Origin of the sequence: Catenulispora sp. GAS73, assembly GCF_041262085.1 — a bacterium.
In the GTDB taxonomy this organism is placed as follows: domain Bacteria; phylum Actinomycetota; class Actinomycetes; order Streptomycetales; family Catenulisporaceae; genus Catenulispora.
Window position 1 is genome coordinate 285295 of sequence record NZ_JBGCCM010000005.1, and the last position, 14489, is coordinate 299783.

15 protein-coding genes are annotated in these 14489 nt (G+C 71.8%); 8 read left to right on the forward strand and 7 right to left on the reverse strand.

The features are described 5' to 3' along the window. Positions 1–11: 11 nt before the first annotated feature. Both ABH935_RS09875 and ABH935_RS09880 read right to left on the reverse strand, forming a co-directional pair. Positions 12–1787 (reverse strand): serine/threonine protein kinase, encoded by a 1776-nt coding sequence (locus tag ABH935_RS09875; RefSeq protein ID WP_370377507.1) that lies wholly within the window; start codon positions 1785–1787, stop codon positions 12–14. A 15-nt stretch (positions 1788–1802) separates the two neighbouring features. Then, a complete protein-coding gene (locus ABH935_RS09880) occupies positions 1803–3092 on the reverse strand; it encodes a flavin-dependent oxidoreductase (protein ID WP_370377508.1) in 1290 nt (429 codons plus the stop codon). A gap of 170 nt (positions 3093–3262) precedes the next feature. On the opposite strand from ABH935_RS09880, the gene ABH935_RS09885 reads away from it, so the two are divergent. From ABH935_RS09885 to ABH935_RS09900, 4 genes are read left to right on the forward strand one after another with little or no spacing between them, the layout of a single operon-like run. Then, positions 3263–4192, forward strand: a complete 930-nt coding sequence (locus ABH935_RS09885) for an SPFH domain-containing protein (RefSeq protein WP_370377509.1) — start codon at positions 3263–3265, stop codon at positions 4190–4192. A 14-nt stretch (positions 4193–4206) separates the two neighbouring features. Continuing rightward, on the forward strand, positions 4207–4479 hold the full coding sequence (locus ABH935_RS09890) for a hypothetical protein (protein WP_370377510.1): 273 nt from the start codon (positions 4207–4209) through the stop codon (positions 4477–4479). Beyond that, the gene (locus ABH935_RS09895) at positions 4476–5444 is read left to right on the forward strand and encodes an ATP-binding cassette domain-containing protein (RefSeq protein ID WP_370377511.1); all 969 of its coding nucleotides are present in this window, start codon (positions 4476–4478) and stop codon (positions 5442–5444) included. The genes ABH935_RS09890 and ABH935_RS09895 overlap by 4 nt, the downstream gene beginning before the upstream one ends. Beyond that, positions 5441–6214: an ABC transporter permease subunit gene (locus tag ABH935_RS09900; protein ID WP_370377512.1), complete on the forward strand. Its 774-nt coding sequence runs from the start codon at positions 5441–5443 to the stop codon at positions 6212–6214. Before ABH935_RS09895 ends, ABH935_RS09900 begins: the two co-directional genes overlap by 4 nt. On the opposite strand, the gene ABH935_RS09905 is transcribed toward ABH935_RS09900, so the two are convergent. Beyond that, on the reverse strand, positions 6192–7118 hold the full coding sequence (locus tag ABH935_RS09905; RefSeq protein ID WP_370377513.1) for a LysR family transcriptional regulator: 927 nt from the start codon (positions 7116–7118) through the stop codon (positions 6192–6194). The genes ABH935_RS09900 and ABH935_RS09905 overlap by 23 nt on opposite strands. A 75-nt stretch (positions 7119–7193) precedes the next feature. Between ABH935_RS09905 and ABH935_RS09910 the strand changes: the two genes are divergently transcribed. Continuing rightward, complete coding sequence (locus tag ABH935_RS09910) at positions 7194–7697, forward strand: cupin domain-containing protein (RefSeq protein WP_370377514.1); 504 nt, start codon at positions 7194–7196, stop codon at positions 7695–7697. A gap of 98 nt (positions 7698–7795) precedes the next feature. After that, on the forward strand, positions 7796–7927 hold the full coding sequence (locus ABH935_RS09915) for a hypothetical protein (RefSeq protein WP_370377515.1): 132 nt from the start codon (positions 7796–7798) through the stop codon (positions 7925–7927). Between the two features lie 21 nt (positions 7928–7948). On the opposite strand, the gene ABH935_RS09920 is transcribed toward ABH935_RS09915, so the two are convergent. From ABH935_RS09920 to ABH935_RS09935, 4 genes are all read right to left on the reverse strand, one after another. Further along, positions 7949–8407, reverse strand: a complete 459-nt coding sequence (locus ABH935_RS09920; protein WP_370377516.1) for an Lrp/AsnC family transcriptional regulator — start codon at positions 8405–8407, stop codon at positions 7949–7951. 92 nt (positions 8408–8499) lie between these two features. Next, a complete protein-coding gene (locus tag ABH935_RS09925) occupies positions 8500–9561 on the reverse strand; it encodes a Glu/Leu/Phe/Val dehydrogenase dimerization domain-containing protein (protein ID WP_370377517.1) in 1062 nt (353 codons plus the stop codon). Between the two features lie 209 nt (positions 9562–9770). Then, the gene (locus ABH935_RS09930) at positions 9771–11054 is read right to left on the reverse strand and encodes an NAD(P)/FAD-dependent oxidoreductase (RefSeq protein WP_370377518.1); all 1284 of its coding nucleotides are present in this window, start codon (positions 11052–11054) and stop codon (positions 9771–9773) included. Positions 11055–11103: 49 nt separating this feature from the next. Beyond that, entirely contained in the window at positions 11104–12024 is a 921-nt protein-coding gene (locus ABH935_RS09935) for a MarR family transcriptional regulator (RefSeq protein ID WP_370377519.1), read from the reverse strand. Positions 12025–12102: 78 nt separating this feature from the next. Between ABH935_RS09935 and ABH935_RS09940 the strand changes: the two genes are divergently transcribed. Continuing rightward, positions 12103–12780, forward strand: a complete 678-nt coding sequence (locus tag ABH935_RS09940) for an NADPH-dependent F420 reductase (protein ID WP_370377520.1) — start codon at positions 12103–12105, stop codon at positions 12778–12780. Positions 12781–13087: 307 nt separating this feature from the next. Next, positions 13088–14479, forward strand: a complete 1392-nt coding sequence (locus ABH935_RS09945; protein ID WP_370377521.1) for an FAD-dependent oxidoreductase — start codon at positions 13088–13090, stop codon at positions 14477–14479. The last annotated feature ends 10 nt before the right edge of the window (positions 14480–14489 follow it).

Below are 14489 nucleotides of genomic sequence, written 5' to 3' on the forward strand. Positions count from 1 at the left end.
GAAGGCGACGCTCAGCAGGGTGCTGAGTTGTTCGACATCCAGACCCACCGGTCGTTCGTGTTGGCGTTCCCACTCAGGTCACTGACACTCGTCCCGGGATTGACGCACAGCTCGGTCCCGGCGCTGGTGTGGCCGTCGTTCTGCTGAAGCCACACCCGATACGGCGTGTTGTTGATGAAGGACAGAATCGGCGGATACCCACCCGGGAATCCGCGCGAGCAGAACCACTCGCTGTGATTCAGGGAGGAGTCCACGCAGCCACCGGTCTCCCGGCCCGGCATCGCCGGTTGATTCCACCAACAGAAGTAGTGCTGGGGACAAGTGAACGGCGCGGGCGGAGGAGGCGCCGGCGCGCTCGTGCTCGTCGGCGGTCGGGGCGGCGGAGCGCTGGACGACGGCTGGCGCGAGGCAGAAGCCGAAGTGCTGTGCCCGCCGCCACCGGCAGGCGCTGTCGACGAAGTGCCCCCTACCGGCGCACCTTGAGAACTACTCGGACCGGTGACACCACCAGCCGCTCCCCCCGAAACAGGCGCACTACTAGAGCTCACCGCCACATGCCCAGCCGCGACCGAAGGCGTAGCACCGTTCGTAGAACCGACTCCAGCGGGCGGAATCCCCGCGCCCGCCCGATCCGCGACGCTCGTCCCCGAGCCACTGGGAGCCCCAGAAGACACCGTCCCGTCACTCCCCCCGATCCCCCACGCGATCAGCGCCACGACCACCACCAGCGCCACCCCGACCGGAACCGCCACCGCACGCCGCTGCACCGCCGCCAGTCGAGGCTCACGACCACCCCCGGCCGTCGTCCCCGCCGCCCCCGTCACCACCCGAAGCGGCGCCCCGGGCAACACCGCGTCAATCGCCGCACGCCGCGCGGTCACCAGATCCGCCACGTCCCGAGGCAGCCACGGCGCCTCACCGTCGGACAACCACGGCGCCCCCACCGACGGAGCGCACGCCGCGACGATCGCCCGCGCGTCCGGGCGCTCCGCAGGGTCCTTACTCAAACACGCCGCTATCAGCTCCCTGAGAGACACGCTGAGCCGGTCCAGCCCGGCGAGATCCGGCTCGTTGTGCACCACCCGCGCGTACAACACCGCCGCCGCCTCGTCCCCGAACGGCGGCGACCCGGTCGCGGCGTAGACCAGCAGCGCCCCGAGCGCGAACACGTCGGTCGCGGCACTCACCGCCGCCCCGGTCACCTGCTCCGGCGCGATGAAAGCCGGCGTGCCGACCGCCGCGCCGGTGGCGGTCAGCCGAGTCGCGGCGGCGATGTGCGCGACGCCGAAGTCGATCAGCTTCGGCCCGTCGGCGTCCAACAGCACGTTGCCCGGCTTCAGATCCCGGTGCACGATCCCGGCGTCGTGCAGATCCGCCAGCGCCTCGGCCAGATGCGCGGCCAGCAGCCGGATACAGCTCTCCGGCAGCGGCCCGTGCACCTCCAGCGCCTGCTCCAGCGTGGGCCCGGCGATGCAGGCCATCGCCAGCCACGGCGCCTCGTCGTCGGGGTCGGCCTCGACGATCGGCGCCCCGCGCTCACTGCGCACCCGCCGGATCACGTCCAGCTCGCGCCGGAACCGGGCCCGGAACACGGCCGAATCAGCGTACTGAGGCCGGATCGCCTTGACCGCCATCGGCCGCCCCTGCGCGTCGCGCGCCAGGTAGACCCGGCCGGACCAGCCGGAGCCCAGGACGCCGACCAGCGGATAGGGGCCGATGAAGTCCGGGTCGCTGCGCCCCAGGGGCTCGACCACCGCGGATTCGAGATTCGGCTCCGAGCGCTCCACACCCCACCTCCGGTATCAGTGCCCTACATTGTTCACCTGTTCGGTGCGCACCGAAAGGGAGGCGCGCGCATTCAACTCCTGCACGTCGGTCCCCGTCGTACTCCGGAACGCCGCGGTGATCTCCGCCATCTCCGCCGCGCTCAGCACCTCCTCGATCGCCTCGAACCCCTGCGGAGCCCGATCGGCGACCAGGTTGAGGATCCGGTCCATCGGGAACGACCGGTTCGTCCGCACGATCGCCGCCGTCGCCGGACGCCGCACGGCCTCGTACGCGGCCAGCCCCGCAGCCGGGTCGTCGGCGTGGTGCGCCAGCTGATACGCCAGATGCCGCGCGTCCAAAATGGCCTGCGAGCCGCCGTTGGAGCCGATGGGGTACATCGGATGCGCCGCGTCCCCAGCCAGCGTGACCCGGCCGGTACCCCAGGACGGCAGCGGATCCCGGTCCACCATCGGGTATTCCAGGACCTTCGGGCTGGCGGCCATCAGCCCGCACACGTCCACGCCCGCCAGCTTCCATCCCTGATAGTGCGGCAGGACGTCGGCCAGCCGGCCGGTACGGTTCCAGTCCGGCGCACGCACGGCGGCGGGCTCGACCCGCACCTCCGCGACCCAGTTGATCAGGACCCTGCCATTCTCGCGCGGCGGGGAGATCGGGTACGCGACGAACTTCGCGACCCGGTTGCTCCCGCCCCATATCATCGACCGGCCGGTGAGGAACGGCTCGCCCTCGGCACACCCGCGCCACATCGTGATGCCGCTCCAGCGCGCCGGGCCCTCGTCGGGATGCAGCTGCGCACGCACCGCCGAATGCAGCCCGTCGGCGCCGATCAAGACGTCCGACTCGACCGTCCCCAGGTCCTCGCCGTCCCGCCCGACCAGCCTGCTGACCACCCGGTCGCCGTCCTGCCGCAGCTCGGCCAGCGCGGTAGACGTCCGCACGCACTCCGGCCCGAGCCGCTCGCGCACCGCGGCCAGCAGCACCGCCTGCAGCTCGCCCCGGTGCACCGAGTACTGCGGCCAGTTGTACCCCGCCCCGACCCCGCGCGGCTCGGACCAGATCCGGTTCCCGAGCACGTCCATCGTCACCACTTCGGCGGTCGGCACCGCCATCCGCGCCAACTCCGGGCCCAGGCCCAGCTCGATCAGCTCGCGCGTGGCGTGCGGCAGCAGGTTGATGCCGACGCCGAGCGGCCGCAGCTCGGCCACCGCGTCGATGATCGTGATCTCGCTGCCCAGTCCGGCGTCGTGCAAGCTCAGCGCCGTGCTCAGCCCCGCGATGCCCGCGCCGACGATCAGAATCCTCACAATGCCCCCTCGTTCGCGACCACATAGATCTTCTCAGAACCTTGCTTTAGAGGGCGGCGCCCCGGCCGGCACAGAGCCCGAAGCAAATGCTTCGGTGCAAAAAGTGATATCACTTTGCTAGAGTTTTCTTTGGAGAACACCGAGGCCCAGGGCTCAAGGAGACGTCCCGCATGTCCACCAACCCCGTCACACCACCGCCGCCGGGCTCACCGACCACACCGGTCCCGCCGCTTCCGGTGCCCACCACGGCGACCCCGATCGCCGAGCACGCCGCCTGGGAAATTCCCGGCTGGCTCCCGCTGATCGTGGCCGTCGCCGCGATCATCGCCGCCATCGCGCTGCGCAGCGGCGGCCCCGCGCCGCACGTCGCGCTCATCGTCGTCGCCGTCGTGTTGCTGCTCGGGCTCGTGCCGGTGGCGCCGGGGCGGGCACGCGTGGTTGCGCTGTTCGGCCGCTACTCCGGGACGGTGCGGACCACCGGGCTGCGCTGGGTCATCCCGCTGACCACGCGGCGCCAGATCTCCACCCGGGTGCGGAACCACGAGACCGCGACGCTCAAGGTCAACGACGCCGACGGCAACCCGGTCGAGATCGCCGCGGTCGTGGTGTGGCAGGTGCGGGACACCGCGCAGGCCGTGTACGCGGTCGACGACTTCGTGCAGTTCGTCGCCATCCAGGCCGAGACCGCCGTCCGGCACACCGCCACCAGCTACCCCTACGACGCGCGCGGCGAGGGCCAGATCTCGCTGCGCGAGCACGCCGAGGAGATCACCTCGCAGATGTCGCGGGAGATCGCGGCGCGGGTCGCGCTGGCCGGGATCGAGGTCGTCGAGTCGCGCATCACGCGGCTGGCCTACGCCCCGGAGATCGCGCAGGTCATGCTGCGCCGGCAGCAGGCCGACGCGATCGTCGCCGCGCGGCAGCGGATGGTGCAGGGCGCCGTGGGCATGGTGCGCTCGGCCCTGAACGAGCTCGGCGAGGAGGGCATCGTCGAGCTCGACGAGGAGCGTAAGGCCGTGATGGTCAGCAACCTGCTCGTCGTGCTGTGCAGCGAACAGGCCACGCAGCCGGTGGTCAACACCGGCACGCTCTACCAGTAGGCGCGGGCGCGCGTATGGCCGACCGCAAGCAGATCCTGCTGCGCCTGGACCCGGCCGTCCACGACGCTCTGGCCCGCTGGGCCGGGGACGAGCTGCGCAGCACCACGGCGCAGATCGAGTACGTGCTGCGCCAGGCGCTGGCCCAGGCCGGGCGGCTGCCGTCGAACGTCGGGAAGATGCCCCGGCGCGGACGGCCGCCCAAGGCCGAGGACGAAGCCAACGAACCCACCGGGCCACCCGACCCGCCCGAACCGACACCAGATCCTCAGCCCGAGGAGAGGCCATGACCGCGACCAGGGAAGACCCCGTCCTCGTCGTCGACAAGCTCACCAAGAAGTTCGGCTCCCGCACCGCCTACTCCGACGTCTCCTTCACCGTCGGCCGCGGCGAGGTCTTCGGCTTCCTCGGCCCCAACGGCGCCGGCAAGACCACCACCGTGCGCAGCCTGGGCACCCTGATCACCCCGACCTCCGGCCGCGCGACCGTCGCCGGCATCCCGCTGGAGGCCGCCAACGCCGTCGAGATCCGCGAGCGCATCGCGATCATGACCGAGGCCCCGGGCCTGTACGGCCGGCTGTCGGTCACCGAGAACCTCCAGTACTTCGTCGGGCTCTACCACCTGTCCGACGGCGAGCGGCGCATCAAGCGGGCGCTGGAGGCCGTCAACCTCACCGACCGCGCGCAGGACACCTGCAACAGCCTGTCCAAAGGCCTGCGCCAGCGCGTCGGCCTGGCCCGCACGCTGCTCAACGACCCCGAGATCCTGTTCCTGGACGAGCCCACGTCCGGCCTGGACCCGGTCGCCGCCCGCGGCGTCCACGACCTGATCAGCGGCCTGCGCGACCGCGGCGTCACCATCTTCTTCACCACGCACCGGCTGGCCGAGGCCGAGGCGCTGTGCGACCGGGTCGCGATCCTCAACACCACGTTGCGCAGCATCGGCAAGCCCTCCGAGCTGCGCGAGCAGCTGTTCCACAAGGGCCTGATCGTCGCTACGGCCGCGCCGCTGGCCGACCCGGGCCAGGTCTTCACCGGCCTGCCCGGCGTCGAGAGCTGGGACACGGACTCCGGGGGCGGCGCTCCGGGCTCCTACCGCCTGGCGGTCAGCGACCCGGCCGTCGCTGCCCCGGAAGTCGTCAGGGCGCTGGTTCACGCGCAGGCCGACGTGCTGTCGGTCAGCGAGTCCCGGCACTCGCTGGAAGACGTCTATCTGGAGCTGGTCAACGAGGACGTGGAGGCGACGCAGCGATGAGTGCCATCAGAGCGATCCGGGCGGTCCGTTCCGGCCGCATCGACGCCACCCGCGTGCGCGCGGTGGTACGCAAGGAAGTCACGGACTACCGCCGCAACCGCTTCGTGCTGGGGACGATGACGGTCCTGCCGATCGTCTTCCTGGCCAACCCGATCATCAACATCTTCACCACGCCGACCAACGTCTCACGCACCGCCCTGGACGCCCGCGTCGGCTCCACGATGCTGTTCCTGCTGCTGGTCCCGGTGATCCTGCCGGCCACGATCGCGGCGACGTCGATCGTCACCGAACGCGAGCAGGGGACCCTGGAACCGGTGCTGACGACGCCGGTGCGCAGCGAGGAGCTGCTGATCGGCAAGGCCCTGGCCGCGCTGATCCCGGCGGTCGGCATCGCCTACGCGATGCTCGGCATCTTCCTGCTGATGGTGAAGCTCTTCGCACACCAACAGATCGCCGACGTCGCGCTGGAGGGTCCGCGGATCCTGGCGCAGGTGCTGTTCGTCCCGCTGCTGGCCGGCTGGGCGATCTGGGCCGGGCTAGCGGTGTCGGTGCGGGCGAACGACGTGCGGGTCGCGCAGCAGCTCGGGACGCTGGCCAGCCTGCCGCCGCTCGCGGTCACGGCGCTGATGGCGTTCAACGTGATCACGCCGACGTTCCGCGTGGCCCTGCTGTTCGCGGTCGGGCTGCTGGTGCTCGACGTCGGCGCCTACCGGCTCATCGCGCCGATGTTCGACCGCGAGCGGCTGATCACGGCTCGGCGCTCGAAGTAGCGGTCGAAGTAGCGCTCGAAGTAGCGGCGACAGCTGTGAGCGCGGCGTCGAGCAGCGCCTGCGCGGGCCCGGTCGGCGGACGCCGGCCGGGCACGACCGCGCACAGGTCGCGGTAGATCGGCGGCGCGATCGGGACGGTGCTGATCTGCTGCTCAGCGGTGGCCGGGATCGCGCCCGGCGGCAGGACCGCGATCCCGGCGCCGTGCCCCACGAACTCGACGAGGTACTGCAGGTTCACCACCTCGGCGACCACCCGCCGAGCCAAGCCGGACGCCGCGCAGGCTGCGGAGATCTGGCCCTCCATCCCGGAATCCAGCCGGTAGGCGACGAAGTCCCGATCGCGCAGCACCGGATCGTCCAGCCGGATCTCGCCCGCGCGCGCCAGCGGATCCCCGGCCGGGACGGCCAGCACCAGCCGGTCGCGGCCGAGCGGGACCCGGGTCAGCCGGGAGTCGACCGGTCCGTCGACGAAGGCGATGTCGAGCTCGGCCTCGGCGACCGCGCGGGCCAGCGCACCGGCCGCGTCGTGGGTGAAGCGCACGGTCACTGCGGGATGCCGACGCCGGAATTCGGTGAGCGCGGCCGGAAGGTCGACCGCGCCGAAGGTCTGGATCGCGCCGACGTGCAACCGGCCGTGCAGCACGCCCCGGACTCCGGCGACGGCGTCCCGGCCGTCCTGCGCCGCGGCCAGCGCGCGCCGGGCCGCCGGAAGCAGGGCTTGTCCGGCAGCGGTGAGTGTCACCTGCCGGTTGTTGCGGACGAACAGGGCGTCGCCGAGCTCGTGTTCCAGGGCGGCGATGGCGGCGCTCAGGCCGGACTGGCCGACGTGCACGCGCGCCGCGGCCCTGGTGAAGTGCCGCTCTTCGGCCACCGCCACGAACTGCTCCAGTTGCCTGAGCTCCATGTATCGATCGTAGCCATGGACACGAGCGGAAACATCTGTTGGACCGATGATGCGACGCGGCGTGACCCTGGGTTCATGACGAACCACGCAGACCACGACTCCGGCCTCTACCCGCCGGTCCTGATCCGCGCCGACGAGGCCGAGCACCTGGCGTCGATCGGCCACTTCCTGCTCGCCGACGCCGACTCCTCCCGGGGCGCGCTGAGCACGCATCGCGTCGCGCTGGCCACCGGCGCGGACAGCGCGGTCCCGCACTACCACAGCGGCTCCTCCGAGCTCTTCTACATCCTCGACGGACGCCTCGACGTCCTGGTCGGGAGCTCGGTGCAGACCGCGAACGCCGGCGACCTGCTGGTCGTCCCGCCGGGCCTGAACCACGCCTTCGGCGCGCACGCCGGCTCGACCGCCGAGGCGCTGATCGTGATCACGCCGGGGGTGCAGCGGTTCGACTACTTCCACCTCGTCGTGCGGACGCGCGCCGGGGTGGAGCCGCCGGAGACGCTGCGCGCTTCGCAGGAGCGGTTCGACACGTTCTTCGTCGACAGCGAGGTGTGGCGGGACGCTCGGGCGGCACGCTGAGCTCGGCCCTCCAGCCTCTTAAAGCCCGCCCCGACTGCCAGCCCCACAAGCCGCCAAGCTACTGTTACCGCGATATCGACCTGCGAAAGGCATGAAGCATGGCGTCCCAGAAGCCGAAGGCTCAGCAGAGCGTCGACGTGAGCATCGTCAGCAACAAGGAGATCATGCTGATCGTCCTGGCCATGATCGTGCTCGCCGGCACCGCGGCGTGCGTCGCGCTGCTGGGCTGAGGCGGCCCCGGTGCCGGCGCGTCAGTCCGGCAACCGCTCCGGCACCGCCTGGTGCACCTGCTTGAAGATCACCGAGGTCCGGAACCCGGTGACCTCGCGCCGCTTGGCGATCCGTTCGGTCAGGAACAAGTGCAGCCGGTCCAGGTCGGGGACGCCGACGTGCAGCACGAAGTCGTCGCCGCCGGAGAGCACGAACGTGCTGAGCACCTCCGGCAGCCCCGAGGCGAAGTCGGAGAAGGCGTCGATCACGCTCCGGCTCAGCGGCCTGATCTGCACCGCGACCAGCGCCTGGACGCCCCGGTTGAGGGCCGCGGTGTCGATCTCGGCGTGGTAGCCGCGGATCACGCCGCGGCGCGTCAGGGATCTGACGCGCTCCAGGCAGGTCGAGGGGGCGACGCCGAGCGTGCGGGCCAGTTCGCGGTTCGACTGGCGGGCGTCGGCTTGCAGGAGGCGGACGATCTCCGCGTCGAGGTGATCCATTCTCCGATCCTGGCAAAGTCTCGGCGCGGTTGGCTGGAGGCGTCCATCGCCGGTCGGCTCAGCGCTTCACGACTGGCTGCTTCTCGGTCGGCTCAGCGCTCTGCGACCGCGCCGAGGCGCGCACGCACCAACTCCTCCGCCACCGCCGCGAGCGTCACACCCCGCGTATCAGCACTCTGAAGCAGCTCGGCGACCGTGTCCTCGATACCGCGAACCCGTTGCCGCGCCTCGTCTTCCGTACGCTTGTCCAGCTCCACGGTGATCGCGTGGATCACGCCTCCGGCGCTCGCGATGTAGTCCGGGACCCAGGCGATCCCCCGCTTGTGCAGCGCGTCGGCGACCTCCGGCAGCGCGAGCTGGTTGTTCGCCGGCCCGACGATCGCCCGACACCGCAGATCGGGCACGATCTCCTCGGTCAGCACGCCGCCGAGCGCGGCCGGGACGACGATGTCGACCTCGGCGGTCAGCGCCTGGTGCGGATCGCTGTGCCACTGTGCGCCAAGGCCATCCGCCAGGCCCTTCTTACTCGCATCAATGTCGCTCAGTACGAGCTCGGCGCCGGCCTCGGAAAGCAGGGCCGCGATACGCGCGCCGACGCTGCCGAGACCAACGACCGCCACGCGCAGGCCGCGCACCGTGCCGTTTCCTCCGCCCAACTGCGCGGCGACCGCCCGCAACGCCGCGACACTGCCTTCCGCCGTGGCCGGCGAGGAATCCCCGCTGCCGCCGTATTCAGCGGGTTTGCAGAACACGTGGCCGGTCCGCTCCCCGATCACCACCATGTCCTGCGGCGAAGTGCCGACATCAGGCCCGGTCGCGTACTGACCACCCAACGACTCGATGGCGTCCGCGATATCGAGCAGAATGCCGCGCTTGCGCTCGGGCGTGAGCTCATACCCCTCCGACATCGCCACCACCGTCTTGCCGCCCCCACGCGCCAACCCGGCCGCCGCGAACTTGGCCGTCATCGCCGCTGACAGCCGCAGCGCGTCCTCCAGCCCGTCCTGCCACCGCGCATACCGCCAGATCCGACACCCGCCGGCCGACGGCCCGAGCACCGAGGAGTGCATGGCGATGACGACCGGCAGCCCGGACCGCGCGCCGGTACGGATGAGAACCGCCTCGTGATCAGACCACTGCGGGAAACCAGGCATGGGAGATACCGCCTCTCGGACGAATGACCGCTTCGGTCATCCCACCATCGGGCATCCGACGGGCCGAGCGGGCTGCAGCCGATCGAATGGCCGGAATTCCCGCGCAACGTCGTGCGGAAGCGAACGTGGTTCGGCGCAGCGGGGTGGCGACCGGTCAAACGGTCAGGCGCCGCATCAAGCAAGTACGCCTACTCATCCGCACGCGGCGCTCACGCCTCCAGATACTTGTGCACCAACATCACCGCCATCGACCCCTCCCCCACCGCGGCAGCGACCCGGCGCCCGGACCACGACCGCACGTCGCCGGCGGCGAAGACCCCCGGGACCGTGGTCTCCAGGTGGTACGGCGCGCGTGTGAGCGGCCAGGCGGGCTCTGGTGCGGCGAGGGCCGCGATGTCGTTGCCGGTGACCAGGCCGCCGGCGTCGTCGCGGAGGAAGCGCGGGCCGAGCCAGGCGGTGTCGGGGGCGGCGCCGATGAAGGCGAAGAGCCAGGTGGCTTCCACTGTTTCGGTGGTGTCGGTGCGGGTGTCGCGCAGCGTCAGCTGCTCCAGGTGGCTGTCGCCGGCCGCTGCCGCCACCTCGGTGTGGGTGCGGACCTCGATCGAGGCGATGGCGGCGATCTGCTTGATCAGGTACGTCGACATCTCCTGCTCCAGCGACTCCCCGCGCACCAGCAGGACCACCTTGTGCGCGCACTCCGAGAAGTAGATCGCGGCCTGCCCCGCCGAGTTGGCGCCGCCGACGATGTAGACCTCGGCGCCGGTGCACAGCGGGGCCTCGGTGAGCGCGGAGTAGTAGTAGACGCCGCGGCCGACGAAGTCGGAGACGCCGGGGGCGTGCAGGGTGCGGGTGTTCGCGCCGGTGGCGAGGATGACCGCGCGGGCGGTGACGCTGCCGCCGTCGGCGAAGCCGAGGGTGAAGCCGTCGCCGGTCTGTGTCTGTGTCTCTGTCTCTGTCTCGGCCAGCGTGCTGGCATGGCGCGTCAGCACGAGTTCGGCCCCGAACTTCTCCGCCTGCCGCCGGGCCCGGTCGGCGAGATCGGCGCCGGAGATGCCTTCGGGGAACCCGAGGTAGTTCTCGATGCGCGAGGTGAGCCCGGACTGCCCGCCGATCGCCCACCGCTCGACCAACACGGTCCGCAGCCCTTCGGAGGCCCCGTACACGGCCGCCGCCATCCCCGCCGGGCCGCCCCCGACGACCACCAGGTCGTACGCCCCGCCGCCGGGGTCGGTGTGCAGCCCCAGCCACTCGGCGACCGGTTCGAGCCCGCGTGCCCGCAGCATCCGCCCCGCCTCGTCGAACAGCACCGGGGCGTCCGCGGCGGTGAGACCGTGATCGGCCAGCATCCGGCCGCCGCGCGGATCGCCGGGCCGCAGCCAGGTGTACGCGACTTCGCTGCGCGTCAGAAAGGTCCGCACCACCGAACATTCCGGCGACCACTGGTCGCCGACGAGGGTCACGGCCGGCCGCGCCCCGTCCTCCTGCCCAGACATGCCATCGACAGTAGAGCTCTGAAAGCTCCGCTGCGAGCCCAGCCGAGCTTCAGAGCTGATGCTCCCGGACCAGCGGCGGAGGGGCGATGGTGGTCGGCACCGGCAGGTCGCCGGGCCGGGATGCGACATCGAGGCGCAGCGTGACCTGTGTCTTCTCGCCACGCAGGACGTCGAGCGTCAGCACGCCGGCCTCGGTGGCGTTGTTGATCGCCGCGTACAGGCTTGCGATGGAGCGCACCGGCCGGCCGTCCGCGTGCGTCAGCACGTCGCCGACCATCGCCCCGGCCTGCTCGACCCGGCTGCCGGGCTCCACCGCGCGCACGATCAGCCCGACGGTCTCCGGCAGGCCGGCCGCGCGGCGGATGGCCATGGTGACGTGCGCGGGAGCGACGGTGAAGCCCAGCCGAGGGAACGTGGGCTCGGGGCTGGTGCCTTCCAGCGAGACCAGCAGCGTGCGCAGCAGATCGACGAGCTGGTCGCGTTGCCCGGGATCGAGGCCGGCCAGCAGGCGGTTCTCGGTCGCGATATGCGCGGGAGTGACGCGTTCGAACAGAGCGATGCCCTCGGGCGTCAGCGCGACCCGGCTGTTGCGCCGGTCGGCGGGGTCCACGTCGCGAGTGACCAGGCCGCGCTCGACGAGGCGGTCCACGCGGGTGCTGATGGTGCCGGAGCTGAGGTTCAGGGCCCGCATCAGGCGGCGCTGCGAGACGCCGTCGGGTTCACCGAGGCGGCGCAGGGTGACGAGGCTGTAGAACTCGGCGGCGTTGAGGCCGTACTCGCTGAAGGTGGTCTCAAGCTCGGCGTCGAAGGTGCGGTTCAGCCTGTTGACGCGCGCGAAGACGGCGACCGGTGCCAGATCGAGGTCGGGCCTGGTCTCCTGCCACGAGGCGAGGAGGCGATCGACGGAGTCGTGCGCGACAGCATCACTCGGCGGCCCCGCAATCGCTTCCCGACCTGGCTTCGCGCTCACGGGAACAATCCTAGCGCCGCGATCGCTTGGCATAATAGTTTGGGCCCAAGCTAATAAGGCGAGCGAACGGGAGACATCATGAAGATCGGCGTGATCGGAGCGGGCCGGATCGGCGGCAACGCGGCACGGCTGTTCGTCGCGGCGGGGCACGAGGTGCTGCTGTCCTTCAGCAGGGATCAGTCCCGCCTGGAGGCCGCGGCGGCCGAGCTGGGCCCGCGGGCGCGGGCCGGCACGGTGGCCGAGGCGGCGGCGTTCGGGGACGTGGTGTTCCTGTCGGTGCCGTGGACGCAGGTCGAGGCGGTGCTGGCCGAAGCCGGGCCGCTCGACGGCAAGATCGTGATCGACACGACGAACCAGTTCGGCCGCGAGGGCTGGCAGGAGCTCCCGGGCGGAGCGACCGCGGCGCAGGTGAACCAGAACCGCATGCCCGGCGCGCGCCTGGTGAAGTCCTTCAACACCCTGACGGCCGCATTCCAGGCGAGCGAGGCGGGACGGCCCGCCGAGCAGCGCGTGGTGCTGTTCATGGCCGGGGACGACACCGAGGCCAAGAAGGTGGTCGCCGGCCTCATCGACGACGCCGGATTCGCCGCCGTCGACCTCGGCGGCCTGGCCGACGCCGCACCGCTGGAGGCACCCCGCCGTCCGGGGGCGCTGTACGGGGAGGAGTACCGGCCGGCCGAGGCTGAGGCCGCGGTGGCTGCGCTTCGGGCCGGGCGTCCGCTGCCGCCGACGCCGGATTACACGGCCGGGACGTGACACGCGGCTGACATCGCACGGCTGGCTGCGCGCTTAGCACCCGGCACCCGGCGAGTGCAGCACACGCCAGCCGCGCTCGCCGCCGATCCTGCCGCCCTGCCCTGCCCTGTCGCGCCCTGCCCCGCCGCGCCCTGCCGTGCCCCGCCCTGCCCTGCCGTGCCCCGCCCTGCCCTGCCGCGCCGTGCCCTGCCCTGCCGCGCCCCGAGCACGTTCGCGGATGCTCCCGCGCCGCCCGACCAAGCACCCTGATAAGCGGAGCCGCCCGGACCTGTCCCCGGTGCGCCGAGCAGGAAGGTGCCGTGCTGTCATGGTCGATGCCCGACAAGAGATCGCGCCGGCGAGCGTCGCCTTCCCCGGCGACCCCGCCTACGCCGAAGCCACGCGGGTCTACAACCTGGCCGGGCCCGCGCGTCCGGCCGCCGCGCTCACCGCCACCAGCGTCGGCGACGTGCAGGCCGCCGTCGGCTATGCGGCGGCGCTCCGGCAGGGCGTGCGCGTCCACACCACCGGCCACTCCGCAGCGGCGGCCCCGCCGATGGACGGCGCGCTCCTGATCCGGCCGCTGCTCGGCGGCGGCGTCGAGATCGACGTCGAGCGCCGCCTGGCGCGCATCCCGGCCGGCACGTCCTGGAACGCCGTCGTCCGCGCCGCCGCGCCGCACGGCCTCGCCGCCCCGCACGGCACCTCCGGCACCGTCGGCGCGATCGGCTACCTGCTGCACGGCGGCGTCAGCTTCTACGGCCGCAAGCTCGGCATGGCTGCCAACCACATCCGCGCGGTCGAGCTCGTCACCGCCGACGGACGGCTGCGGCGGATCAGCGCGGATGAGGACCCTGAGTTGTTCTGGGCGCTGCGCGGCGGCGGGGGCGGCCTCGGCGTCGTGACCGCTGTCGAACTCGCGCTGTTCCCCGTCGCCGACCTGGTCGCCGGAGCCGCTTTCTGGTCAGGCAAGAACGCCGAGGCCGTGGTCCACGCGTGGTACGACTGGACCCTGCGCGCCCCCGACGAGGTGTCCACCTCGCTGCGGATCATGAACCTCCCGGACCTGCCGGAGATCCCGCCGATGCTCAAGGGCGGTCCGGTGGTGTGCGTCGCCGGTGTCGCGCTGGGAGACGACACCGACTCGGCGCGGGCCCACGCCCACGGCCTGCTCGATCCGCTCCGCGCGATCGGCGGGGCGGTGCTCGACACCTGGCAGGACGGCGGCCCCGAAGTGGTGCCGGAGGTACATATGGACCCTGAGGAACCCGGCGCGTTCATCGGCGACCATTTCCTGCTGGCCGAGCCGGGCCGCGACGGCATGGCCGCCTTCCTGCGCCTGACCGGCGAGGGCTCCGGCTCGCCGCTGATCGTCGCTGAGCTGCGGCAGCTCGGCGGCCGGTTCGCCGTCCCGGATCCGTCCGGCGGCGTGCTGAATCACCTGAACCAGCGCCTGGCCTACATGGGAGCCGGCGTGCCCGCGCTGCGCGGCACACCGGCCGAGATCATCGAGCACTGCGACAAGGTCCGCGCCGCCCTCGCGCCCTGGGATACGCGACGCACCGCGCCGGGCTTCGTCAAGGGCCTGGACCGGCCGCGAGGCCACCTGACCGAGGACGACCTGCGCGCCGTCGACCATGTGCGGGCACGCGTGGATCCCGACGGCCTGTTCCGCGGCGACGCGATGCCGGAGACCGTGCTCGGGAAACGGTCGGCGTGACCCGTATCTT

What these genes read in the sequence shown, in the direction of transcription:
- ABH935_RS09885 (WP_370377509.1), top strand. Translation starts at nt 3,263, where the DNA reads ATGTCCACCAACCCCGTCACACCACCGCCGCCGGGCTCACCGACCACA.
- ABH935_RS09890 (WP_370377510.1), top strand. Translation starts at nt 4,207, where the DNA reads ATGGCCGACCGCAAGCAGATCCTGCTGCGCCTGGACCCGGCCGTCCAC.
- ABH935_RS09895 (WP_370377511.1), top strand. Translation starts at nt 4,476, where the DNA reads ATGACCGCGACCAGGGAAGACCCCGTCCTCGTCGTCGACAAGCTCACC.
- ABH935_RS09900 (WP_370377512.1), top strand. Translation starts at nt 5,441, where the DNA reads ATGAGTGCCATCAGAGCGATCCGGGCGGTCCGTTCCGGCCGCATCGAC.
- ABH935_RS09905 (WP_370377513.1), bottom strand. Translation starts at nt 7,118, where the DNA reads ATGGAGCTCAGGCAACTGGAGCAGTTCGTGGCGGTGGCCGAAGAGCGG.
- ABH935_RS09910 (WP_370377514.1), top strand. Translation starts at nt 7,194, where the DNA reads ATGACGAACCACGCAGACCACGACTCCGGCCTCTACCCGCCGGTCCTG.
- ABH935_RS09915 (WP_370377515.1), top strand. Translation starts at nt 7,796, where the DNA reads ATGGCGTCCCAGAAGCCGAAGGCTCAGCAGAGCGTCGACGTGAGCATC.
- ABH935_RS09920 (WP_370377516.1), bottom strand. Translation starts at nt 8,407, where the DNA reads ATGGATCACCTCGACGCGGAGATCGTCCGCCTCCTGCAAGCCGACGCC.
- ABH935_RS09925 (WP_370377517.1), bottom strand. Translation starts at nt 9,561, where the DNA reads ATGCCTGGTTTCCCGCAGTGGTCTGATCACGAGGCGGTTCTCATCCGT.
- ABH935_RS09930 (WP_370377518.1), bottom strand. Translation starts at nt 11,054, where the DNA reads ATGTCTGGGCAGGAGGACGGGGCGCGGCCGGCCGTGACCCTCGTCGGC.
- ABH935_RS09940 (WP_370377520.1), top strand. Translation starts at nt 12,103, where the DNA reads ATGAAGATCGGCGTGATCGGAGCGGGCCGGATCGGCGGCAACGCGGCA.
- ABH935_RS09945 (WP_370377521.1), top strand. Translation starts at nt 13,088, where the DNA reads ATGGTCGATGCCCGACAAGAGATCGCGCCGGCGAGCGTCGCCTTCCCC.